This window comes from Polynucleobacter sp. MWH-UH24A, from assembly GCF_018687475.1.
GTDB lineage: Bacteria > Pseudomonadota > Gammaproteobacteria > Burkholderiales > Burkholderiaceae > Polynucleobacter.
In genome coordinates, this window is record NZ_CP061292.1 from 1,001,092 (window position 1) to 1,025,291 (window position 24,200).

General features: G+C 49.5%; 25 protein-coding genes. 16 read left to right on the forward strand and 9 right to left on the reverse strand.

The window, feature by feature from the left end:
- Positions 1-35 precede the first annotated feature (35 nt).
- Positions 36-416, forward strand: a complete 381-nt coding sequence (locus tag ICV32_RS05310) for a hypothetical protein (protein ID WP_215368515.1) — start codon at positions 36-38, stop codon at positions 414-416.
- A 15-nt stretch (positions 417-431) separates the two neighbouring features.
- Here the strand turns inward: ICV32_RS05310 and ICV32_RS05315 are convergent, their stop codons facing one another.
- The 3 genes from ICV32_RS05315 to ICV32_RS05325 are packed head-to-tail and all read right to left on the reverse strand — an operon-like array spanning position 432 to position 3,789.
- Positions 432-1,643 (reverse strand): DUF2863 family protein, encoded by a 1,212-nt coding sequence (locus ICV32_RS05315; RefSeq protein WP_215368519.1) that lies wholly within the window; start codon positions 1,641-1,643, stop codon positions 432-434.
- Positions 1,644-1,683: 40 nt separating this feature from the next.
- The gene (yaaA, locus tag ICV32_RS05320) at positions 1,684-2,463 is read right to left on the reverse strand and encodes a peroxide stress protein YaaA (RefSeq protein ID WP_215372576.1); all 780 of its coding nucleotides are present in this window, start codon (positions 2,461-2,463) and stop codon (positions 1,684-1,686) included.
- Positions 2,464-2,514: 51 nt separating this feature from the next.
- The gene (locus tag ICV32_RS05325; protein WP_215368520.1) at positions 2,515-3,789 is read right to left on the reverse strand and encodes a SulP family inorganic anion transporter; all 1,275 of its coding nucleotides are present in this window, start codon (positions 3,787-3,789) and stop codon (positions 2,515-2,517) included.
- Between the two features lie 48 nt (positions 3,790-3,837).
- Here ICV32_RS05325 and ICV32_RS05330 point away from each other — a divergent pair, with 48 nt between their 5' ends.
- The 4 genes from ICV32_RS05330 to ICV32_RS05345 are packed head-to-tail and all read left to right on the forward strand — an operon-like array spanning position 3,838 to position 7,157.
- Positions 3,838-5,076: a pyridoxal phosphate-dependent aminotransferase gene (locus ICV32_RS05330; RefSeq protein ID WP_215372577.1), complete on the forward strand. Its 1,239-nt coding sequence runs from the start codon at positions 3,838-3,840 to the stop codon at positions 5,074-5,076.
- A 35-nt stretch (positions 5,077-5,111) separates the two neighbouring features.
- Entirely contained in the window at positions 5,112-5,828 is a 717-nt protein-coding gene (locus ICV32_RS05335; protein WP_215372578.1) for a glutathione binding-like protein, read from the forward strand.
- Complete coding sequence (locus ICV32_RS05340) at positions 5,825-6,682, forward strand: 3-hydroxybutyryl-CoA dehydrogenase (RefSeq protein WP_215368521.1); 858 nt, start codon at positions 5,825-5,827, stop codon at positions 6,680-6,682. The genes ICV32_RS05335 and ICV32_RS05340 overlap by 4 nt, the downstream gene beginning before the upstream one ends.
- A complete protein-coding gene (locus ICV32_RS05345) occupies positions 6,663-7,157 on the forward strand; it encodes a DUF3429 domain-containing protein (RefSeq protein WP_251371809.1) in 495 nt (164 codons plus the stop codon). Before ICV32_RS05340 ends, ICV32_RS05345 begins: the two co-directional genes overlap by 20 nt.
- On the opposite strand, the gene ICV32_RS05350 is transcribed toward ICV32_RS05345, so the two are convergent.
- Positions 7,158-7,706: a TIGR00645 family protein gene (locus ICV32_RS05350; RefSeq protein WP_215368522.1), complete on the reverse strand. Its 549-nt coding sequence runs from the start codon at positions 7,704-7,706 to the stop codon at positions 7,158-7,160.
- A gap of 75 nt (positions 7,707-7,781) precedes the next feature.
- On the opposite strand from ICV32_RS05350, the gene ICV32_RS05355 reads away from it, so the two are divergent.
- The 10 genes from ICV32_RS05355 (at position 7,782) to ICV32_RS05400 (ending at position 17,314) form a co-directional block, all read left to right on the forward strand.
- A complete protein-coding gene (locus ICV32_RS05355; protein ID WP_215372581.1) occupies positions 7,782-9,089 on the forward strand; it encodes a replication-associated recombination protein A in 1,308 nt (435 codons plus the stop codon).
- Positions 9,090-9,146: 57 nt separating this feature from the next.
- The gene (locus ICV32_RS05360; protein WP_215368523.1) at positions 9,147-9,593 is read left to right on the forward strand and encodes a LexA family transcriptional regulator; all 447 of its coding nucleotides are present in this window, start codon (positions 9,147-9,149) and stop codon (positions 9,591-9,593) included.
- Between the two features lie 7 nt (positions 9,594-9,600).
- Positions 9,601-10,896, forward strand: coding sequence for a Y-family DNA polymerase (locus tag ICV32_RS05365; RefSeq protein WP_215368524.1), 1,296 nt, complete (start codon positions 9,601-9,603; stop codon positions 10,894-10,896).
- Positions 10,897-10,938: 42 nt separating this feature from the next.
- A complete protein-coding gene (locus tag ICV32_RS05370; protein WP_215368525.1) occupies positions 10,939-11,514 on the forward strand; it encodes a peptidylprolyl isomerase in 576 nt (191 codons plus the stop codon).
- 4 nt (positions 11,515-11,518) lie between these two features.
- Positions 11,519-13,333, forward strand: a complete 1,815-nt coding sequence (locus ICV32_RS05375; protein WP_215368526.1) for a bifunctional chorismate-binding protein/class IV aminotransferase — start codon at positions 11,519-11,521, stop codon at positions 13,331-13,333.
- Positions 13,330-13,884: an NUDIX hydrolase gene (locus ICV32_RS05380; RefSeq protein WP_215368528.1), complete on the forward strand. Its 555-nt coding sequence runs from the start codon at positions 13,330-13,332 to the stop codon at positions 13,882-13,884. Before ICV32_RS05375 ends, ICV32_RS05380 begins: the two co-directional genes overlap by 4 nt.
- A 15-nt stretch (positions 13,885-13,899) precedes the next feature.
- Entirely contained in the window at positions 13,900-14,637 is a 738-nt protein-coding gene (gene aat, locus ICV32_RS05385) for a leucyl/phenylalanyl-tRNA--protein transferase (RefSeq protein WP_215368530.1), read from the forward strand.
- Positions 14,634-15,395: an arginyltransferase gene (locus tag ICV32_RS05390; protein WP_215368532.1), complete on the forward strand. Its 762-nt coding sequence runs from the start codon at positions 14,634-14,636 to the stop codon at positions 15,393-15,395. Before aat ends, ICV32_RS05390 begins: the two co-directional genes overlap by 4 nt.
- Complete coding sequence (locus tag ICV32_RS05395) at positions 15,388-16,416, forward strand: quinone-dependent dihydroorotate dehydrogenase (protein ID WP_215368533.1); 1,029 nt, start codon at positions 15,388-15,390, stop codon at positions 16,414-16,416. Before ICV32_RS05390 ends, ICV32_RS05395 begins: the two co-directional genes overlap by 8 nt.
- Before the next feature lie 97 nt (positions 16,417-16,513).
- Positions 16,514-17,314, forward strand: coding sequence for an IclR family transcriptional regulator (locus ICV32_RS05400; RefSeq protein ID WP_215368534.1), 801 nt, complete (start codon positions 16,514-16,516; stop codon positions 17,312-17,314).
- 2 nt (positions 17,315-17,316) lie between these two features.
- Here the strand turns inward: ICV32_RS05400 and ICV32_RS05405 are convergent, their stop codons facing one another.
- From ICV32_RS05405 to ICV32_RS05415, 3 genes are read right to left on the reverse strand one after another with little or no spacing between them, the layout of a single operon-like run.
- A complete protein-coding gene (locus ICV32_RS05405; RefSeq protein WP_251371810.1) occupies positions 17,317-18,414 on the reverse strand; it encodes a serine hydrolase in 1,098 nt (365 codons plus the stop codon).
- Between the two features lie 43 nt (positions 18,415-18,457).
- A complete protein-coding gene (locus ICV32_RS05410; RefSeq protein ID WP_215368535.1) occupies positions 18,458-19,342 on the reverse strand; it encodes a DMT family transporter in 885 nt (294 codons plus the stop codon).
- The gene (locus tag ICV32_RS05415) at positions 19,339-20,262 is read right to left on the reverse strand and encodes a histone deacetylase (protein ID WP_371817045.1); all 924 of its coding nucleotides are present in this window, start codon (positions 20,260-20,262) and stop codon (positions 19,339-19,341) included. The genes ICV32_RS05410 and ICV32_RS05415 overlap by 4 nt, the downstream gene beginning before the upstream one ends.
- A 157-nt stretch (positions 20,263-20,419) precedes the next feature.
- Between ICV32_RS05415 and ICV32_RS05420 the strand changes: the two genes are divergently transcribed.
- On the forward strand, positions 20,420-20,980 hold the full coding sequence (locus ICV32_RS05420; protein WP_215368536.1) for a phasin family protein: 561 nt from the start codon (positions 20,420-20,422) through the stop codon (positions 20,978-20,980).
- Positions 20,981-21,052: 72 nt separating this feature from the next.
- Here the strand turns inward: ICV32_RS05420 and lpdA are convergent, their stop codons facing one another.
- Positions 21,053-22,846 carry a dihydrolipoyl dehydrogenase gene (gene lpdA / locus ICV32_RS05425; protein ID WP_215368537.1) on the reverse strand — a complete coding sequence of 598 codons (1,794 nt, stop codon included), beginning with the start codon at positions 22,844-22,846 and terminating at the stop codon, positions 21,053-21,055.
- 9 nt (positions 22,847-22,855) lie between these two features.
- On the reverse strand, positions 22,856-24,199 hold the full coding sequence (aceF, locus tag ICV32_RS05430) for a dihydrolipoyllysine-residue acetyltransferase (protein WP_215368542.1): 1,344 nt from the start codon (positions 24,197-24,199) through the stop codon (positions 22,856-22,858).
- Between the last annotated feature and the right edge of the window lies 1 nt (position 24,200).

A 24,200-nucleotide genomic window follows, 5' to 3' on the forward strand; every position in this document is an offset into this window, starting at 1 on the left:
ATCAATGCATTGAAAAACGCACTACAGGAGATGGCATGCGCAAATTACGAAGCTCATTACTTCCAGCATTGCTCGTTGGTATGACGCTTGGTGTTGCGCATGATGTTAAGGCACAAGAGAGTGCCTTGACCATCCCCCATGTCTGGACTTGCAGTAACAATGAGCGTTTTGTTACGAGTGGCCCTGCTGAAAAACTGATCGTGCAATGGCGTTCGAAGTCTTATGCAATGCTAAAAGAGCAATCCCTACCCGGCAGTATGCGGTTTAAGAACTACGACAGCGGCCTCGATTTAGTGGTGATCGGACCTAAGGCAATGCTCTTTAATATCAAAACGGGTATTCGTTTAGCCGACGAATGCAAAACCGTAGCCATGAAAGAAGGCAACGAAGCCCATCTTCTCGCCCTCGAGAAATAATCAAGCTAATCCGAATTAATGAAATAAAGGTTGTTGCGAAGGACTATCTTCGGGCATTTCGGCATGAACCACTTCACCCTGCCGATCCGGAAAGAGTGGCACTCCACAATCGTCGCATAGTTCTGGGGTAAACAAGACAGCGTGCCGGAACACATCGTCCACACCTGCATCATGCAGTGCATCGCAAATCCGTTTAATCGGACTTTCTTCATCGGATACATCATTGAGCGCATCACTGGCCACGCTCTCCCGATCGTAAAGAGGCCAGATCACACCGTAGATAATCTCCGACGAGCCTTTAAGGCTAAATGCGATGCGGTACTCATCGGCCTGTTCCTCACCAAACGCACCCACCACACAGGCCAAGCCGGCTGGCAATACGCCGAGAGTCGATTCTAAAAAGTTCACGGCTGCACGAATGCTCAAAGGCCGCACATGTTTATCGGCTAAGCGGCAGTTCGTGAAATACGCCTCTGGCAATAGGAGCTCAAACTCACAACCGGGTAGCAGTTGGCACAGTGGTTCGTACATTGCACTTTGCCACTCTGCTAAAGCCACACCGCGCTCTTGCCGCTGAGGGCCATCCATTTGCCACCGAAAGATCGGTTGCTGGTGCGGCGCAATGATTACTGCCAGAATGAATCGTGGATCCGCCAGGACGGCAATCGTCTCCGACATATCACGCAACTCGAGTTTCATCTCACCACCAGATACCGCGGCATTTGCTAAGGTCTCAAGCAAGGTGCGGGTTTGGGTATGTGAATGAGGCATTTGGTCAATGCTGTAGAGCCATGGCACGATCGCAAATTGCGTACCCTCCGCAGCAACAGCGCGTTGCAATGCGCTAGCCGATGCTTCAATTAAGGAAACGGGTAATGGCCCCGAAGGAATTTGATAACGGGTATGGGCCACAATGGGCATCGCAATCAGCAATGCATCCCAATGCGTACCCTCGCTCTCAAAACTCATGGACTCGGCCAAGGTCTCAGCAGTATCGGCCAATACTTCAAAAGCAACCGTATTAATCCGAAAGGTTTGATCAAGAGCTGCATCAATCACCGATTGATGATGACTCTTCAACAGTTTAAGGAGGCGCGTTTGCAAACGCTCTTCCCAAAACCGATCCTCCACCTGACTGCCAGATGCGGCCAGAGAAATGGAATCCGCCACTAAACGCTCGGTCTCAGGCGAGGTGCGTTGGGATGTTTTGGAACGATGAACCGCCATAATGGAATAGCACTCCTACTCAATCAATTTACTTCAGAACTTACTTCGTTTGCTCGGCACGACGAAATACGGGTTTATCTGGTTTAGATTCTGCAGCACTATACCGATAGCCCTCCGATTTAAAGTTCTTAAGGTCTGCAACATCGGTGATGCGATTGTCCACCACAAAGCGCGCCATGAGACCGCGTGCTCGCTTGGCATAAAAAGAAATAATTTTGTACTTGCCGTCTTTCTGATCCTGAAAAACCGGTGAGATGACCGGATATCCCAATGCATCAGCTTGCAATACCTTGAAATACTCCTCAGAGGCTAAGTTCAATAAGAATGGTTTTTTCTGTTGACTCAGTGTTTTCAGAAGGGCTTTAGTAATACGATCACCCCAAAAAGCATACAAATCCTTGCCGCGTGCATTTTTCAGGGCGGTGCCCATTTCTAGGCGATAGGGTTGCATTAAGTCCAAGGGGCGTAAGACTCCATACAAACCCGACAGAATTCGCACATGCTCTTGCGCAAAGTCGAGTGCTTTCGCATCGAGTGAGCGTGCATCGAAGCCCTCATACACATCGCCATTAAAAGCGAGGAGCGCTGGACGACTGTTCTCCGTTGTAAATGTTTTTGACCAATCGCGATAACGCCCCACATTTAAAACCGCTAATGGGTCGGAGATTCCCATTAACTTACCAACCTGCTGTGGTGAGAGTTTTTTGAGATCCGCAATAAGTTTGGCCGACTCCCCCACAAAATCTGGCAGAGTGTGCTTCTTGATGTTGAGTGGTGATTCGTAATCGAGGGATTTAGCAGGCGATAAAACAATTAACATAAAAAATGGCTCGTTCAATAGTGCTTAACACCCTATTCTAGTCACCTTGGATTATTTTGCAGACCCATGAATGCGCTTTGCTATCGCGGCGCTGCAAATACCAGCTAAAACGGCCCACTCCAAGGAGATGGTTACGGTGCCAACGCCAGTAATCACCATCGGTATCCATTCGTGAGCTCCTGAACGAAATTCGTGTCGAATCTGCCCAAGATCAATCAGGTTCCATGCGACCGCCAATAGTAAGGCAGCAATCACGGCGTAAGGCAAATACTCCGCTAAAGGCGAAACAAAGATCAAGATGACTAATAGAAAAACTGCTGCACAAATCGCTGCAAGTGGAGTTTGAGCGTTGGCTGCCAAATTAACGCCCGAACGATTAAATGATCCACTCGATGGATACGCTGAAAAGAACGAGCCACCCACATTCGCAAGCCCTTGACCAATGAACTCCTGGTTTGCATCAAACGCGTCATTGCGTTTAAGCGCTAATGCGCGCGCGATTGCCATGGCTTCCGTGGAGGCCAGCAAGGTCATGACTAAAACGGGCCCAAACAAAAGCTGCAGATGCTCTAATGACAGGACCGGATAGGAAAGCGGAGGCAACGCGCCAGGTATTGCACTCACTTTACGGATCCCAGAAAATTCGGCGACGTAGCGCTCAAGAACCACTAAGGCGATGCTACCAACAATAACTGCAACGAGCATGGCCGGTATCCAACGATTGAGCGGTTTCCATAAACGCATGGTGACTAAGGTGATCAGCACCAGGGTCAATACCTGCGGTCGCCATTGGCCCTGATAAATCGCGGCACTCGTTTGCTTGATGGTCTCAAGCACATTCGTACCCCGCGCGATCTCGATACCCAATAAGGTTCCAACCTGACTATTAATAATCAGTACGGCAGCGCCTGCAGTAAATCCCACAATCACGGAGTGCGGCACCTTCTCAACCCACTTCCCTGCTCCACCCAAACCCAATGCAATCTGAATCACACCAATCAGAAAACTAAGCGTGAGTACCAACACCACATAATGCTCGCTCTCCGGAATCGCTAGCGGTGCAATCAAAGCCATGGTGGTGAGCGAGATCGCATTGGCTGGCCCGGTCACCATCAGGCGGCTTGACCCAAATAGTGCAGCAATGATGCATGGGACCATCGCAGCATACAAACCATAATGCGGGGGCATGCCGGCTAGCAGAGCAAATGCAATTCCTTGGGGCAAGACCACGATCGCGCCCGTTAATCCAGCAAGAAGATCCGCGCGCACCACGCCCGGCTGCTGATATTCGGGTAACCAACGGGCAAAAGGAAAAGAGAACCGCAATTTATGAATGATCCTAAGTACTCAGAGTCAGCGTGGCACAATTTAGTCATGCCATCACCGCTACTCCAAACTCATCATTCTAGCGATAGTCTTGCATCTGAAGGCTGGTTTGCCTCCAAACTGCCACACGTTGGTACCACCATCTTCACCACCATGTCGGCATTGGCAGCTGAACACCAGGCCATTAACCTCGGTCAAGGATTTCCGGATTTTCCGTGCGATCCAGCCGTACTCGATGCCGTCAATCACGCCATGCATTTGGGTCATAACCAATACGCACCGATGCCAGGCATTGCTGAACTTCGCCAAGCTCTTGCACTTAAGATTGCAACCCTTTATGGCCATCACTACGATCCGCATTCTGAAATTACAGTGACTGCGGGAGCAACCCAAGCAATCTTTACTGCAATTGCTGCTTGTGTCGGTCCCAATGACGAAGTCATTGTGATTGAACCTGCCTTTGATAGTTACTTACCAGCCATTCAATTAGCGGGTGGTAAGGCCATACCAATTGCCATGGAGATTGTGCGCGATGGTGATGGACTCGTCGATTCGTATGCCTTGCCATGGGAAGCGCTAGCGAATGCAATTACTCCAAAGACCCGATTAATCCTAACCAACACGCCACATAACCCCACAGCTAGTATTTGGAGTGCTGCAGATTTAGAGCGTTTGTATTCGTTGGTCAAAGATACCTCGATCTTGATACTCAGTGATGAGGTATATGAGCACATGGTCTTTGATGGCAAACCGCACGAGAGCATTGCGCGCCATGCAGCATTGGCAGAGCGTAGTTTTGTGGTCTCAAGTTTTGGGAAGACCTTTCATGTCACTGGATGGAAATTGGCATTTATTGCTGCACCGGCTGCACTGATGCATGAATACCGAAAGGTGCATCAATTTAATGTGTTTTCCGTCAACACACCGATGCAATATGGCATTGCCCACTATCTGCAAAACCCCGAGCATTACCTTGGTCTTCCCGCGTTTTACCAAGCCAAGCGGGATTATTTCCGTGCGGGTCTTGCTAGCACCCCCCTTAAGTTATTACCCTGCGCAGGAAGTTACTTTCAATGCGTTGATTACACCGCCTTACCGCGTAAGGAAGCAAGCCTCTCAGAGGCCGAATTTTGCCGCTGGTTAACCACGGAGTTAGGGGTTGCAGCGATTCCAAACTCGGCTTTTTATGCCAATCAAACCGAATCGGGTGTTATCCGTTTCTGTTTTGCCAAGCAAGAGTCAACGCTCAAGACCGCGCTACATCGCTTGCAGGCCTTAGCGTCATAATCATTACAAACAAGAGAGCCATGATGAAAAAATCCATGATTGATGTATACAGTTGGGCCACTCCCAATGGCCATAAGATCCATATCATGCTGGAAGAATGCGGCTATCGCTTAGATCGCGATTGGCGCGCCATTCCAATTGATATTGGCAAAGGGGATCAGTTCAAGCCAGCCTTTCTGAAAATCAGTCCCAATAATAAGATTCCAGCCATCGTTGATCCGGATGGACCCGATGGCAAACCAATCCATCTATTTGAATCCGGCGCCATCTTGCTCTACCTGGCTAACAAAACGGGACGCTTTTTACCCAAATCGATTCGCGGTAAATACGAGACGATGGAATGGCTGATGTTCCAGATGGGTGGCCTGGGTCCGATGCTCGGTCAAAATCATCATTTCCGTTTGTATGCACCTCAAAAAATTGATTACGCAATCGAGCGTTATACCAATGAGGCCAAGCGTTTGTATGGTGTTTTGGATGAGCGTTTAAAGAAACATCCGTACATCGTTGGTAATGAATACACCATCGCCGATATTGCGATCTTTCCATGGACTCGTCGTTGGGACAAGCAAGGTATGGACCTTAAGGACTACCCGAACTTCAAACGCTGGTTTGAGATGGTTGGTGCACGACCTGCCGTGCAGCGCGGAGTTGAGGTACTGACCACCTTACGTAAGCCCGAGATGGATTCGAAAGAAAAAGAGCAGTTATTTGGTGCAACTCAGTATCAACGCAGGAAGGTATCAAAATGACGATCACCTCCATTGGAATTATTGGCGCTGGCACGATGGGCAATGGCATTGCACAAGTGGCTGCGAGCGCTGGGTATGATGTCCTGTTACTTGATGTTAACGATGCGGCACTCGAGAAAGGTTTGGCAGCACTAAGTAATAGCCTTGATCGCCTCATTAAAAAAGAAGTGATGAATGTGGAGCAAAAATCCCAAACATTGGCACGGATTAAAACAACGACACATTACGCCGATCTGGCTCAAGTCTCTTTAGTCATTGAGGCCGCCACAGAAAATCAAGCCATCAAAGAATCGATCTTGCAGCAAGTCGATCAGGTGGTCAGCAAAGATGCCATTATTGCGAGCAATACTTCATCCATCTCGATTACGCATCTGGGTTCACGCAACTCACGACCAGAGCGCTTTATTGGGATTCATTTCTTTAATCCCCCACCCCTAATGGCCCTCATCGAGGTCATTATGGGTAAGCAAACCAGTCCCGAGACCCTCAAGGCCGTGCTGGCAATGGCCACGCGCATGGGCAAGGAACCCATTACCGTACAAAGCTCACCTGGCTTTGTGGTCAATCGCATCCTTCTACCAATGATTAATGAAGCTTTCTTTGTCTTGCATGAAGGAATTGCGAGCCCAGAAGATATTGATACCGGCATGAAACTTGGGTGCAATCACCCCATCGGTCCACTGGCATTGGCTGATCTAATTGGTTTAGATACTTGCCTAGCCATTATGGAGGTGTATCACAAAGAATTTAAGGACGATAAATATCGTCCATCGCCATACCTGATTGATTTGGTTGCCAAAGGACATCTAGGACGCAAGACTGGACGCGGAGTGTATGCCTACGATAAAAAGTGAGATGCCCTTACCAACCATCGTGCGGATCCTCGGATACGCCGGCCTCATGCCATTTATTGGTCTAGCCTTCATGGTTCAGCTCGCCGACAGCCCCAATGACCTGATTGCCCTCGAGTCACTCGTGGCATATGGTGCGGTGATCGTCTCGTTTTTGGGTGCCCTGCACTGGGGGGCTTGTTTTAAGACGCTTAGTGAGTCAACCCACAATCGCTGGCTTGATCATAGCGTTTGGATTTGGGGAATCATGCCAGCACTGATTGCTTGGTTGGCGATTCATATCTTCATTCCGCTTGCGCTTTTACTGCTCGCAGCAACCCTCGTCGTTCAGCGCGTGATTGATCAAAACACCTACCGTTATTACTTCACAAACCAAGACGCTGCGAGTGCATTCCTAAAGATGCGCACGCATTTAACAGTCGTGGCAGCACTTTGTTTGATATGGGCGGGTCTAACTAGCTTGGTGCGCAACGCCTAGTTACTCGTGCTTCTTGTGATAGGTGCTGGCAATAATCTTCTCGGTATAGGCAATCGAAATAGCCGATAACACAAAGGTCACGTGGATCAAGGTTTGCCAGATCAGTGTTTTCTCATCGTAGGCAGAGGCATTGATAAAAGTCTTCAATAAATGAATCGAGGAAATGCCAATAATCGCGGTTGCTAATTTGACCTTCAAGACGCCCGCATTAACATGGGAGAGCCATTCAGGCTCATCGGGATGATTTTGTAGATCAAGGCGCGATACAAAGGTTTCCCAACCACCCACAATCACCATCACTAAAAGATTTGAGATCATTACCACATCGATTAATCCCAATACAACTAACATTAAGGCAGTCTCAGTGAGGTCTTTGTCCTTCATCATCGAGATTAAATGCGCGAGCTCCATCCAAAACTGCCAGACATAAACGCCTTGCGCAACAATGAGTCCGATATATAAGGGGGCTTGTAGCCAGCGGGACATGAATATCCAACGTGGCAAAGGACGTAACTTCTTTTCAAATGCGAATTCTTTATCTTCGTTCATCGCATCATTTTAGCGGACTTTATGTCATGGTCATGACCTTATAACAACCAACAAAAGTGCGAGAATAGGAAGATGATGCCCGGCCTCTTTGACACCAAACCCATTGCACCATTGGCCGAGGCCTTGCGTCCCAAACAAATCGATGAAGTCATTGGACAGGCGCATCTATTGGGGCCTGGTAAACCATTGCGCTTAGCCTTTGAAAGCGGTCAACCGCATTCGATGATTTTGTGGGGACCGCCTGGAGTTGGTAAAACCACCATCGCCAGATTATCCGCACAAGCCTTTCGTCACTCTTTCATCGCGATCTCAGCGGTCCTTGCCGGTGTTAAAGAAATCCGAGAGGCCATTGAGCAAGCACACCACGACATGGCTCAATTTGGTCGGCAAACCATCCTATTTGTTGATGAGATTCATCGGTTTAATAAGAGTCAACAAGATGCGCTGCTGCCGCATATGGAATCTGGTCTTTTCACTGTGATTGGCGCAACCACCGAGAACCCCTCGTTCGAGGTTAATGCTGCCCTCCTCTCACGTGCTCAAGTCTATGTTCTCAAGTCACTCACCAACGATGAGTTAAAACAACTTGTAACGCGTGCGTGCGCGCATGCCTTACCCACCATTGCATTGAGTGACGATGCCATCACTACCATCGTGACCTACGCCGATGGAGATGCACGGCGCTTAATCAACTTGGTCGAGCAATTGCAACAAACTGTACGCACCCAGGGAATCACTACGGTGGATCGAGCTCGGATTGAGAACACCCTCAATCTCAATACGCGGCGCTTTGATAAGGGTGGTGATCAGTTTTATGACCAGATCTCGGCCTTACATAAATCAGTCCGTGGTTCGCATCCGGATGCCGCGCTCTATTGGTTGTGCCGAATGCTCGATGGCGGTGCCGATCCCCGCTATCTTGCGCGTCGGATTATTCGGATGGCGTGGGAAGATATTGGTCTAGCAGATCCGCGCGCCATGCAACTTGCCAATGATGCCGCGCAAACCTATGAGCGCTTGGGATCCCCTGAGGGCGAACTGGCGCTAGGGCAAGCCGTGGTTTATCTAGCCGTTGCGCCCAAAAGCAATGCGAGCTACCAAGCATTTAATGCGGCTCGCGCTTTTGTTGCCACTGATCGCAGTCGTGAAGTGCCGGTGCACTTGCGTAATGCGCCAACCCAACTCATGAAAGACCTAGGGCATGGTCATGCCTATCGCTACGCGCATGATGAACCCCACGCGTATGCTGCTGGAGAATCCTACCTACCTGAGGGTATGGAGGAGCCGCGCTGGTATGAGCCAGTTGAGCGTGGCCTAGAAAGTAAGATTGCAGAACGTATGGCTTTCTTGCGTAGTTTGGATGATCAAGCCAATCAAAGCTGACGCATCAGCCGTTTCTGAACTAATAAAACTACGATATACTGTATAAATATACAGTATATGAAATCGGTTCATTTACCCCCTCTGCCGTCCTCGTGCCTCACCCCCATCCGGCACGAATCGTGTTATCGACCTCTGATTGCTGGACGTGCGCCTGCTGGATTTCCGTCACCAGCAGCCGATCATTACGACAAACGCCTTGATCTCAATGAACACCTGGTCTTGCATCCGGAGGCTACTTTTTTCTTACGAGTCAAGGGCGACTCGATGATTGGGGCGGGTATTCATGATGGTGACTTATTGGTGGTAGATCGCTCGCTTGAACCCAGTCATGGTCGGGTGGTCATTGCAGCGCTCGATGGAGAACTCACTGTCAAACGCTTACATCAACAACGCGGCAAGATTTTGCTCTGCGCTGATAATCCCAACTACCCCGCCATCGAGATTCGTCAGGGACAAGAGTTGCAAATTTGGGGGGTTGTGGCCCACGTAATCCATAAGGTGTAGATTGCCTATGCGCCCTGTCTTTGCTCTAGTGGATGGCAATAATTTTTATGTGTCGTGCGAGCGCGTATTCAATCCTCGCCTCGAGGGCAAGCCCGTTGTGGTTTTATCCAATAATGATGGTTGCATCGTTGCCCGTAGCCAAGAAGCCCGCGCACTCGGAATTCGGATGGGAGCCCCCTTCTTTGAAGCCAAACATCTGATGCACTCGCACGGCTTAATTTGGCTAAGCTCCAACTACACCTTGTATGGCGATATGAGCGCGCGCCTAATGGCCCTCTTAAGCGAATTTACCCCCCATCAAGAAATGTATTCGATTGATGAATGCTTTCTTGATCTAACAGGCATTCCAAATGATTTGGTAGCGCATGCCCACCGAATGCGTAAACGCATTAAGCAATATTTAGGATTACCAACCTGCGTTGGGATTGGTCATAGCAAGACCTTGGCCAAATTAGCCAATCACATTGCTAAGAAACGTTTGCATTATCAAGGCGTATTTAGCTGGTCACATTGCAATCGCCTTGAGGCCGATGCTTTGATGGCCGATATCGATATTGGTGAAGTATGGGGGGTGGGTCGTCGCCTAAAAATCCAACTTGAGCAATTTGGTATGCGTAGCGTATGCGATCTGAAATATGCACAAACGAGTTTGATTCGTAAACGCTTTGGTGTCGTGCTTGAGCGTACCGTGCATGAGCTCAACGGGGTGAGTTGCCTTACTTTAGAAGACACCGAAGAGCACCAGGCGGTTCGTAAACACCAAATTATCTCGAGTAAAAGTTTTGGTAAGCCTGTTCATCAACTCGATGAGTTGCGCCAAGCGGTAGTCAGTTATGTCACACGTGCAGCTGAGAAATTACGCCAGCAAGGTTCGTGGTGCTCACACCTCCTCGTTTATCTACGCACCAATCCATTTGCGCCCCATCATCCCCAATATGCCAAAAGTATCACCATCCCCCTATTGATGGGTACGGATGACACCCGCGTATTGGCCAAACACGCCAGCGCAGGCATTGAACACATTTATCGTCCTGGCTTTGCATACAAGAAAGCGGGGGTGATGCTCTTCGATCTGCATCCAGCCGGGCATGATCAGGGTGATCTTTTTTGTCATGCACCACAAAGAGAGTGTTCCTCCCAACTCATGCAGGTGATGGATCGACTTAATCACGAATATGGTTCCAACACTCTGCGCCTCGCAGCCGCTGGCCTACGTCCACAGTGGACCATGCGCTCTTCACAACGTAGCCCTAACTACACCACAGCCTGGAATGAACTTGCCCAAGCATGCGCGAATCGCTAATACAATGAAGCATCCATAACCATTGCAATTAAAGGAAATACGATGCGCAAATTTTGGCTCTCGCTTGGTCTTGCAGTTAGTATCACTGCCCTCTCAGGCTTTTCGTACGCAGGACCTAAAGTGGAATTTAAGACCAACCTTGGTAACTTCGTCGTCGATCTTGACTCCGAGAAGGCCCCCAAGACCGTCAATAATTTTTTGGGGTATGTAAAGAGTGGTTTTTATAACGGCACTGTATTCCATCGCGTTATTAATGGTTTTATGGTTCAAGGTGGCGGCTTTACCACTGATTTGGTACAAAAACCAACGCAGCCGCCTGTAGTCTCCGAAGCGCAAAATGGTTTAAAGAACCAGGTCTACACCATTGCTATGGCAAGAACCTCAGATCCCGATTCAGCAACTGCGCAGTTTTATATTAATGTCAAAGACAACCCAGGCTTAGACTTTCCAAATGCAATGGGTAATGGCTATACCGTCTTTGGAAAAGTAATTTCAGGAACACAAACCATCGATAAGATCAAACAAGTACCAACCGGTGTTGCTTCAACCCCGCGCGGCCGGATGGCTGATGTACCTAACACCTCCGTTGTTATTGAGTCGGTCACCATCCTCAAATAAGTCAATGCTATTGTTAGACGATGTTGAGAGTAGTCGGGAGCAGCCGACTAGCCGACTCTATCAACACGTCCAAGAACAATGGCATGCCAATCGATTTTGTGAGTTAGATGCCTGTTTTAATGGTATTGAAGCGGCCTTGCGCCAAGGCCATTATGTTGTTGCACTCTTTGCCTACGAACTCGGTTATTACTGGCAAGGAATAAGCTGCAAACACCCAGAGCCACTGCCTTTATTGAGAGCATGGTCTTTTAGTGAAGTCAGCAAATTACCCAAAGAGGCAGTCGATGCATTTTTGCATGAACGCTTAGCGATTGAGTCAACACCCAGTGGCATCCTCGATCGGCACGACTCAATCAACCCAATGCGTTTTGCAGAGGATATTGCGCGCATTCATGCATGGATTGAGGCGGGCGATACCTATCAAATTAATCACTCCTATCGAGTGTATGGAAAAGCCTATGGCTCACCCCTTGCACTGTATGCGCGCTTGCGAGAGCGGCAGCCAGGTCGCTATGGTGCATTCATTGAAGATGGTCATCAGGCGGTCTTATCGCAATCTCCCGAACTCTTTATTCGACGCTCTGGCAATACCTTGATTGCAGAACCCATGAAAGGTACGGCCGACGCTACTCAAGCCCATGCGAAGGAGTTAGCCGACGATCCAAAAAACCGAGCCGAGAACGTCATGATTGTCGATCTCCTGCGTAACGATCTTGGGCGCATTGCGCAAACGGGATCGGTCCATGTTCCTGCACTTTTTGAGGTCAAGCAACATGGTCAGGTCCTGCAAATGACATCAACCGTAGAAGCAAGGTCGTTACCTGATCTTCGAATTGAAGATGTACTGCGGGCGGTGTTCCCATGTGGCTCGGTAACTGGGGCTCCTAAAAGACGAAGTATGGAGATTATTCAAGCCCTGGAAGATCAACCACGCGGTTGGTATTGCGGAGCCTTGGGTTGGTTTGATCCAAACGGCGACTTTGCCATGAGCGTGCCAATCCGAACGCTACAAATGGATCAGCACCCGCAAGCAGGTTCATCCGCTTTTATCTTGGGTGTTGGTGCAGGCATCACAATGGATTCGGATGCGAATACGGAATACCAAGAGTGCCAACTGAAGGCGGCGTTTTTAACAAACTTACCAAGTGGTGTGGGGATTTTTGAAACCATTCGTTTTAATCCGGGTAAGGACCTAAGCCGAATTGCAAACTGGTCAAGGCATCTCGAGCGCCTATCAAGCTCTGCCCACGCTTTAGGAATTCAATTTGATTACGATGGGTTGCTTGGTCTAGTGCAGGCAGCCACAACGGATTTAGCGCAGGATTGCGTCCATCGTGTCCGCGTTGATTTAAGTGCAACGGGTCAACTGTCGCTATCCCATTCACAAATCGAGATGCTTCATGGACCCGTCAAATTATTTTGGGCCCATGCAATTTTGCAAGACGATTACACACCGCAACAACTCACCATGCAATCGCACAATCCCTTATTACGCCATAAGGTCACCGCGCGCACGATCTACGATGCCGGCTGGCAAAAGGCAGTGGCGCTCGGTGGCTTTGATGCCCTCTTTATCAACGAGCATGAGCACGTCACTGAAGGTGGGCGCACCAGCGTATTTGTTCGCGTGGAGCCCAAAGGTCCTTGGCTCACACCGCCCCTTTCGGCTGGGGTGTTACCCGGTGTCATGCGTTCGGCGATCTTGGCGGATCCGACTATGAATGCCCGCGAGGCGAACCTGACTATTAACCAGGTTATGAGCGCTAATGAAATAATGCTGTGCAATGCTTTGCGTGGAATGATTCCGGCTCATTTATGAACTACTGCTCCTCATGCGGCTCCAATGTCCGCCTGCAAATACCGCCTGACGATACGCGCATGCGTCATGTCTGCGAGCAATGCGGTGAGATTCACTACCGCAATCCACGCAATGTCGTTGGCACCATTCCCATTTGGGAGAACCAAATTCTTTTGTGTCGACGCGCCATTGCCCCACGGCATGGTTATTGGACTCTGCCAGCAGGCTTCTTAGAAGTCGGCGAGAGTACCGAACACGGCGCCGCGCGCGAGACCCTTGAGGAGGCTGGTGCTCTCGTGGATATTGGCCCCTTGTTTTCACTGCTCAATGTGGCGCATGTCGAGCAAGTCCACCTCTTCTATTTGGCACACATGCGCACACCCCACTTTGAAGCGGGTACAGAGAGCTTGGAAGTGGGTCTATTTACTGAGGCGCAGATCCCTTGGTCTGAGCTTGCCTTCCCGACAGTAAAGCAGACCTTGCAATGGTATTTTGAGGATCTGCATGCGGGCGGCTTTCATCACGGCCGAACACGCTCTCGCGATATTTTGCCCAGTGAACGCATTGAGTAAATCAGATCGTCCAGCATGAGTACGATCCCGTGGCTTGGTCCAAACGATCCATTCCCCGATCCACGATCCCAACCGGATCCGGACCCCGAAGTGCCAGGTCTGTTGGCAGTCAGTGAACGGATTTATTCAGGGCAGCTAGAGCGCGCTTATCGAAGCGGAATTTTTCCCTGGTATTCCGATCATCAGCCAGTGTTGTGGTGGTCGCCTGATCCTCGCATGACGCTCAATCCCGCGAATCTCAAAATTAGTCAGTCATTGCGTAAAACAATTCGAGCTACCCTCGATGACCCGAGCTTGACCTTGCGGGTTGACCATGATTTTTCAGGGGTGATGCGTGCCTGCGCTACCACTGAACGTCAGGGCCAAGACGGTACCTGGATTACCCATGAAATTATGAACGCCTACACGGCATTGCATGAGCAAGGTCATGCCCATTGCATCACTCTGGAACAAAACCAACAGGCTATTGGCGGGCTATATTGCGTCTCCTTTGGGGGGATGGTATTTGGTGAGTCCATGTTTTCAAAGGTACGTGACTCCTCGAAGCTGGCTTTGGCAGCTTTATGCGCATGGTGCTACGATCATAGGGTGACCTTAATTGATTGCCAACAAGAAACTGCCCACCTTCGCTCCTTGGGTGCGATACCAATTGGCCGCTCTGAGTTTTTGCAGCATGTGGCATGCGCTATTCACGCTCCGATCCAAGAAAAATGGGTAATGGATAAGTTCATTCTTGAGAGATACCTGCGATGAGCCGTGTTCATGAGTTACCGATTACAGCAATTCAGTTCTACGCTACGGCACCCTATCCGTGTAGCTACATTCCGAAGCAAATTGCACGCTCGCAAGTGGCTACACCCACCCACTCAATTGGCGCTGACGTCTATAGCAATTTAGTCAATGCAGGGTTTCGTCGCAGCGGCTCATACACCTATCGACCCTATTGCGATCATTGCAAAGCCTGTATCGCAACGCGCATTCCGGTCGCTTCCTTTACCCCCAATCGCAGTCAACGCCGCGCTTGGCAAAAACACGCTGGATTACAAACTCAGGTCTTGAGTCTTGCCTTCACCGACGAGCACTATCAACTCTATCAACAGTATCAATCAACCCGTCATCATTCAAGCTTGATGGAGCATGACAACCAAGAGCAATACACCCAGTTCTTATTGCAAAGCCGGGTTAACTCGCGCATGGTGGAGTTTCGGGATGGACCACACGATCCACATCCTGGTCGTTTGCGTATGGTGAGCATGATTGATGTATTGGAGCAAGGGATCTCATCGGTCTATACCTTTTACGATTCCGCTCAAGTCAGCTCGAGCTATGGCACCTACAGTGTCCTCTGGCAGATTGATCAGGTTCAGCAATTGGGTCTGCCCTATTTATATTTGGGATACTACATCGCACAAAGCCCTAAAATGTCGTACAAGATTAAATTTCAACCGCTCGAAGGATTGATCAACGATCAGTGGCAACGCTTGTTGCCGCATCAGCGTACTGATGATTAATACCTACCCGCTTGTTCGCCCCCTATTGTTTTCGCTTGACCCCGAGGAGGCTCATGATTTTTCATTTGCACAACTCGATCGCCTAGAGCGCTGCGGTCTTCTTAAAACCTTGGTGGGTAAACCCATCATCAAGCCCATTGAACTTTGTGGATTGCGATTTCGTAATCCAGTAGGTTTGGCCGCCGGCTTAGATAAAGATGGAAAACACATCGACGCACTCGCAAGCCTTGGCTTTGGATTCTTAGAAATCGGGACAGTTACGCCACTGCCACAACCAGGCAATCCCAAGCCGCGCATGTTTCGTCTACCCAGTGCACACGCCCTAATTAATCGCATGGGCTTTAATAACGATGGTGTTGATGCCTGTATTGAACGGGTTAAGCGTTCACGGTTTTATCAAGAAGGCGGTGTCATTGGACTTAATATTGGGAAGAATGCGAGTACGCCGATCGAGAACGCTACCAGTGATTACGTCATCGGTATGCGCAAGGTTTATCCCATAGCGAGCTACATCACAGCCAATATCTCATCGCCGAACACTAAAAACTTGCGCGACCTTCAAGGTGAAGTGATGCTGCGCCAATTGTTGCAAGCACTTTGTCAAACACGTGAGGACTTATGTCAACAATTTAGCGTACGCAAGCCAATTTTTCTGAAAATTGCACCCGATCTTGAACTGGCAGATCTCAAGTTGATTGCCGATCTTTTAATTGAATTTGGTATCGATGCGGTAATCGCCACCAACACCACCATTGCTCGCGCGGGCGTTGAGGGGCTTGAACATGGTCACGAAGCTGGCGGCCTCTCGGGATCACCCGTCTTAGCACGCTCTAATCAAACCATTCATGATTTATTTCAAGCACTCCATAATCGCATTCCCATCATTGGGGTTGGAGGGATTCTTTCAGGCGAGAACGTCAAACAAAAACTCGATGCCGGCGCCAGTTTGGTGCAAATCTACACCGGGCTCATTTATCAAGGTCCTAAACTAATTGCGGATTGTGTTCGGGCCTTTCCCTAAGCAAATCATTAATACCGCAGTTGTTGAATTGCCCGTGTTGATTTACCATTAGATTTCACAATACGCAATGCTGTAAAAACTGGCTACAATCATCGATATGGATAGCAAAGCAAACAAAAACTCAGGTGAAGTCGGCAAGACAGCGATTCAGGTCGTTGAACGCATGATGAACCTGCTTGATTGTTTAGCCGATCAAGAAGAAGCTAGTAGTCTCAAATTACTCTCTCAAAAAACAGGGCTGCACCCTTCTACGGCCCATCGCATTCTTAATGATATGGTTGCTTGCCGCTTGGTAGAGCGTGGTGATGGAGGTACGTATCGATTAGGCTTACGACTCTTGGAGCTTGGCAACTTGGTTAAAGAGCGTTTGTCGGTTCGAGAAGCCGCCCAATTGCCAATGCGAGCGCTTCATAAGCTGACTGGAGAGACGGTTAACCTTTCAGTTCGCCAAGGCGATGAAATTGTGTATGTCGACCGCGCTTACAGTGAGCGCTCTGGAATGCAAGTGGTCCGAGCAATTGGTGGCCGTGCCCCCTTGCACCTTACCTCCGTGGGTAAATTATTCTTAGCCGTCGACGATCCCAATCAAGTACGCGCTTATGCGACACGCACTGGCCTTGCTGGACACACGCGCAATAGCATTACCCAATTGGCCAAGCTTGAGAGCGAGCTTGGGAGTGTTCGACACGTAGGTCATTCGCGCGACAACGAAGAGCTTGAACTCGGAGTGAGTTGCCTCGCTGCCGGAATTTTGGATGACACTGGCAAATTGGTTGCGGGTTTATCGCTAAGCTCCCCAACCGATCGCATGCAACCCGATTGGCTTAAAGCTTTGCAAGAAACTGCGCTGCAGATTTCCAAAGGTTTGGGCTATAAACCAAGCCCTAAAAAAGATTAACCTTACATGGTGAGGCGGCGAATTGGCTTGGGCTCACCAGGCTGATAGCTCTCAATCCAATCACGTACGCGCACTGCATCGGCAAATCGCGATTGGGTTCCAACGGAGTCCAAGAAAACCAACAGCAATGGCAAGCCATTAACTTTCGCTTGCATCACCAAGCACTTACCTGCCGCACTGATGAATCCGGTTTTTTGTAAACCAATTTCCATATCACCAGCGCGCACAAGACGGTTGGTATTTAAGAACACCTGCGGGCGTTTATTAATCACCAAGGTGGTATCAGGCCAGATCGAAAACTCCCGTATCAATTTGTAGTTATAAGACGCAACCAGCATTCTGGCTAAGTCCTCAGCAGTCGATACATTGGTGGCCAATAGACCGGTTGGATCGGTAAAGCTGGAGTTTGTCATTCCCAACGAATACGCCTTATGGTTCATGGCCTCGACAAAAGCCTTTGCCCCACCAGGATAGTTACGGGCTAATAAATAGGAGGCGCGATTCTCGGAGGACATGAGTGCTAATAGCAGCGCTTCTTCGCGCGTTAACTTGGCACCCAGACTTAAGCGGGATTTTGAATAAATCTTCACATCCTCTTGTGTAATGGTTAGCACTTCATCGAGTGGCGCATTGGAGTCAAGCACCACCATGGCAGTCATGAGCTTCGTAATGGACGCAATTGGCAAACTAACATCAGGGTTTTTCTCAAAAAGAATTTCTTTCGAATGCTGGTCCACCACCATGGCCACGCTCGACTTCAGATTGAGGTCATCGGGCTGGTTACGCAATCCCATCGCCGTCGCAAACGATGGGCGTGCAGCCGCCTGCGGAGGATTCTTGGGACGATTAACCGTGGTGCGGACCTGTTTTGAATTCGAAGACTTTGGTTTTTGAGCTGCGTTGGATTTATTTCCTTGAGCGCTCTGTTTGGGTTTGTTCGTCTGCGTTCCGGTAGAGGATTGGGCAAGAGCCGGCTCGGCGATACCGAGAGTGAAGCTCAAAATGCCAAGGAGAAGAATCTGGAGGGGGTATCGAACCCTTGTCTGCAAGGCAGGCAAAGAATGAGTTACTGAATAAATGACCGCTTGAATCAATCTCAACGTAAATCCTAGAACACAGTTCAGTTGTGTAATGATAACTGGATTAGCGTTGAGCGCCCACTTTTCCTTGGTAATTGACCAAAATCACCGCGGTCATGGTGAGCATTAGTCCAGCTAGCATCATGAGCGTCAAGGGCTCATCGAACAAAACCCAGGCCATCAGGGCTGTGGTTGGGGGCGTCAAATATAAAAGGCTGGTTACTTTGGTGGCGGCACCTTTGCGGATCAAGATAAACAACAAACTAATTGCACCAATCGAGGTTGGCAAAATACCCCACAGTAAGGCGCCAATCACCGATGCATTCCAGACGATCTGGCGGGTCTCAAACAGCAAAGCAACGATTAAACACAAAACGGTCGAGATTGAAAACTGAATCATCGACCCTGCCCGAAGATCAAAATCAGGACAGTACTTTTTTTGATAAAGCGTGCCAAAGGTAATGGCAAATAGCGCGGCAATCGCAAAACCATAAGCACTCATTGGAATATCCAAAAAGCTGGTTTTCTCGGCAACTACTAATGCAACTCCACCAATGCCCAATATCAAGCCAAGCCATTGACGATAATTGACGCGCTCAGATACCCATGATGCACTCCATGCGGTCAAGATAGGCTGCAAGCCCACAATCAATGCAATCAGTCCAGCGGTCATGCCCAAACGCACTGCACTCCATACTCCCATGACGTACCCGAATTGCAAGAGCGCTCCAGCCACTGCAATGTGACCGGTCTGAGAACGATTAGGCCAGATGGGTTTCCAAAACAAAATGATGACGCCCATCACCATTAGTACGCCAGTAAAGCGCAGAAATAAAAATGTGGCTGGCTCCATATACGGCATTCCAAAGCGCGCGATGATGAAGCCTGTACTCCAGATAAAGACAAATAAAGGTGCGGCAAATGCCTCAATCGAGGTGGCTGACTTCATGAAGTGGACAAAGGCTTGGAAACGCCTATTGTATGCTGATGCGCACACGCAATCTGTATGGTTTGATAATGGATCCGCACCGTATCTTCAATGGGATTGGCATACCCTCCAGCCATCGCCATGGCAATCTGGATACGCTGCTCACTGACAAATGCCATGACGCGTTGATCGCGCACCGCTAATCCCTCGCTCGTCAGTCTTAGACGACCTAAACGATCGCCTTCGAAGGGATCGGCACCCGCTAAGTAAATCAGAAACTGAATACCTTGTTTGGATAGAAAACGGAGAGCCTCTTCAAGGGCCTCTAAGTAGATGGTGTCACCACTACCATCGGCTAGAGCAATATCTAGATCGCTACTCGCCTTTGCAAAGGGGTAGTTTTTCTCCCCATGGATCGAGACCGTGCAAATTGCAGCATCGTTTTGCAAAATCGCAGCCGTGCCATCGCCTTGGTGCACATCCAGATCCAAAATACCAATTTTTTGGGGACCAATCGGACTTTTGAGTAAAACACGCGCTGCAATCGCGGCATCATTAAAAACACAAAAGCCAGATCCCTTGTTTCGGTAGGCGTGATGGGTACCACCTGCTAGATTGACGGCCATACCCTCTTTAAGGGCGGATTGGCATGCCGCAATCGTTGCGCCCACCGAGCGACGAGAACGCTCGACCATTTTCTCGGACCATGGAAAACCAATCTCTTTCTGCTCTGCCTCACTGATAGTTCCACTAATAACCCGCTGGACGTATGAAGCGTCATGCGCCAAAAGGAGCTCCGTATCGCTAGCCCGAGGAGCCTCATGCAATTGGACGTTTGGCAGTCCAAGGACTAAATCACGCAGCATCTTGTACTTGGCCATCGGGAACCGGTGTCCGGTGGGCAACGGCAGCACAAAGTGATCGCTATAGAAGGCTTTCAAGGTTTGTCATATTGATTGTTTAAGTTATTGATTATATTTGATTATTTATATCTTACGCACCGGTAACATTCATTGTTGCAATGCAACATAATATCTTCTATAATTGAGAATAAGATGACTAAAACTAGTCTCCCCTATTTAACTAAAGGAGTCCACCATGAACTTAACCCCTGAACAAATTGCAGCGGCCCAGAAGGCCAACCTCGAGACCCTCGCCGGTCTTACCAACCAAGCCCTCAAAAGCGTTGAGAAGCTCGTTGAGCTCAACATGCAAATCGCTAAGAATAGCTTGAGCGAGAGCATGAGCAACGCAAAGAAAGCACTAGAGGTTCGCGACGTACAACAACTCATGGCCCAGCAAGCTCAAATGATTCAGCCAATGGCTGAGCGTATGATGAGCTATGGTCGTGATCTGTACGAGATTGCGCAAGACAGTTCGCAAGCGTTTACCAAGACTGCAGAAGCAGAGCTCGCGGCTAACCAGAAAAAACTGCAATCAATGGTCGATGAGTGGACCAAAAATGCACCTGCTGGCTCCGATGCTGCCGTGCAAATGATGAAGCAAGCGATTGCTGCAGCCAACAATAGCTATGAGACCAGCCAAAAGGCTATTAAGCACGCGATGGAAGTTGCCCAAGCCAATATGCAAAATGCGGCAGATACCGTTACCAAAGCCGCTACCAAAGCAGCGAAGGCTTCTAAGAAATCGTCTGAGTAATTAGAACGTCTGAGATTAAAACCCCGCTGCGGCGGGGTTTTTTATAGGCGCTAAGGCTTCGAAGCCACTTGACTATTTTTTCTTAGCGGGCGGTAAATCGGTACACGATCCATGATGGGCCTCGGCGGCTAAGCCCACCGATTCACCAAGAGTTGGATGAGGATGAATGGTCTTACCAATGTCAACCGAGTCGGCTCCCATCTCAATGGCTAAACACACTTCACCAATCAGATCGCCTGCATTGGTACCCACAATTCCTCCGCCAATAATGCGATGGGTGTTGGCATCAAAGAGTAATTTGGTAAAGCCTTCATCGCGACCGTTCGCAATGGCTCGTCCGCTAGCCGCCCATGGAAATAAGCCTTTCTCATAGGCAATGCCTTGTGCCTTACATTGTTCTTCGGTAAGCCCTGCCCACGCGACTTCCGGATCGGTATAGGCCACCGACGGAATTTGCTTAGCATCAAAATAGGACTTCTGACCAGCCGCTGCTTCGGCTGCAACATGACCTTCATGCACGGCCTTATGCGCTAGCATCGGTTGACCAACGATGTCGCCAATCGCAAAGATATTGGCTACATTGGTTCGCATTTGGGCATCGACCGGAATGAATCCGCGTTCATCAACTTGCACTCCGGCTGCACTTGCATCAATCTTCTTACCATTTGGTGTGCGCCCTACTGCGACTAAGACGAGGTCATAATGTTGCGGGCCATCGGGTGCTTTCTCACCTTCAAAAAACACTGCAATACCATCAGGCTTGGCTTCTGCACGAACCGCACGGGTTTTAAGCATAATGCGATCAAAACGATAGGCGTTCATCTTTTCCCAAACGCGCTCAAGATCGCGATCGGCCCCGGCCATCAAGCCATCCATCATCTCCACAATATCGATGCGTGAACCGAGTGCGCTATAGACTGTGGCCATCTCTAAGCCAATGATGCCGCCACCAATCACGAGCATGCGCTTTGGAATACTCTGTAGTAATAATGCTCCAGTACTATCGACCACGCGGGGGTCCTTGGGCATAAACGGCAACGCAATCGGTTGGCTACCAGCCGCAATAATGGCTTTCTGAAAACGAATGACTTCTTTCTGACCCGAGAGGTCCTGCCCGCTGCCTGTGCACAGATCCACTTCAAGATGATGCGCATCCAAAAAACGTCCCAAACCGCGCACCACATTAACCTTGCGCATCTTAGCCATACCCGCTAGACCACCAGTTAACTTCGCAATGACGCCCTCTTTGTGTTGACGCAATTGATCAAGATTAATTTTAGGCGGAGCAAATTCAATACCGTGCTTGGCCATGTGTTTGACTTCATCCATCACGGCTGCAGTATGTAAAAGGGCTTTTGATGGAATGCAACCGACATTCAGGCAAACACCGCCAAGGGTTGGATAACGCTCCACCAGAATAACGTTTGCACCAAGATCAGCGCTACGAAATGCCGCACTGTAGCCACCGGGCCCCGCCCCCAAGACGAGTACCTCGCATTCGTGCTGCACCTTGCCCTGATACGCACCTGCTGGAACCGGAATAGCTGCAGGTGCTACTGGCGGTGGTGTGGGTGATTTTGTAATCGCCGGACTGGAAGCTACGGTGGGAGTTGAGGCTGAGGCCGCAGCAGATACCTCGAGTTGCCCAATCACAGAACCCTTGCTTACTTTGTCGCCTACTTTAATCGTAAGACTGGTAACGATACCCGCTTGACCGGCAGGAACCTCCATCGTCGCTTTATCGGATTCGAGAACAATAAGTGGTTGCTCTTTTTCAATGGCATCACCAACCTTCACCAACACTTCAATGACTGGGACATCGGAGTAATCGCCGATATCAGGGACTACGATCGCATGCTGACTCATCACCCTCTCCTACAAAACAGCACGACGGAAGTCGGCGAGTAACTGCGAAATATAGACATTAAATCGCGTGGCCAAGGCACCATCAATCACCCGATGGTCTGCAGTGAGCGATAGAGGACAAATTAAGCGTGGGACAAATTCTTTACCATCCCAAACCGGTTTCATGGCAGCTTTACTAACGCCCAAAATTGCTACCTCAGGAGCATTAATGATGGGAGCAAAGTACGTGCCACCAATTCCACCTAATGATGAAATCGTAAAGCTGGCTCCTTGCATTTGCTCAGGCTTTAATTTGCCCTCACGCGCAAGCGCTGCGAGTTCCGCAGTTTCTCTAGCGATTTCAAAAATCCCTTTTTGATCGGCATTACGAATCACCGGAACCACTAAACCGTTCGGGGTATCGGCTGCAAAGGCAATATGAAAATATTTCTTGAGGACCAGATCATCGCCATCGAGTGAGGCATTGAACTCGGGGTACTTCTTTAATGCGGCAACCGAGGCTTTGATTAAAAAGGCAAGCATCGTAATCTTGCTGCCTTGCTTCTCATTTTCTTTATTGGTCTGAACTCTAAATGCTTCGAGGTCAGTAATATCGGCATCCTCGTGATACGTTACTGCCGGAATCATCACCCAGTTGCGTGCGAGATTGGCAGCAGAAAGTTTTTTGATGCGAGAGAGTGGTTGACGCTCAGTCTCGCCAAACTTACTGAAGTCGACCTTCGGCCATGGAAGAAGATTAAGTCCCCCTAAACTACCGCCCGAGTTTTGATTAGCCGGTGCGCTCGCACCGCTCATGACGGATTTAACGAAGGCCTGTACATCCTCTTGTGAAATGCGCCCTTTGGGTCCCGTACCTTTGACTTGCGCGATCGTGACACCCAACTCACGAGCGAATTTACGAACCGATGGACTCGCGTGGCTTGCACCATCACTCGAGCTCGCCGGCTCAGCACGCACTGGGGCTGGGGTTGAGGTTGGGGCTGACACCACTGCCGGGGTCGGTATGGGTGCTGCAGGAGGAGCCACTGTTTTTTGTACTGGCGCAGCAGGTGCAGCCTGTGGGGCCGAAGTTGGAGGAACTGGTGCGCTTGATGCAGCGGATGCGCTCGCATCACTTGGCTCCAGGAGAAGAACTAAGCCGCCCTCCGAAATACTATCTCCGACCTTGACCTTAACCTCTTTCACGATCCCTGCATGCGAAGATGGCACATCCATGGTGGCCTTATCGGACTCAAGCGTAATGAGGGACTGCTCTTTCTCAACGCGATCACCTGGTTTGATATGCACCTCAATCACAGGCACATCTTGGTAGTCCCCAATGTCAGGAACCTTGATTTCAAGTAATTGACTCATG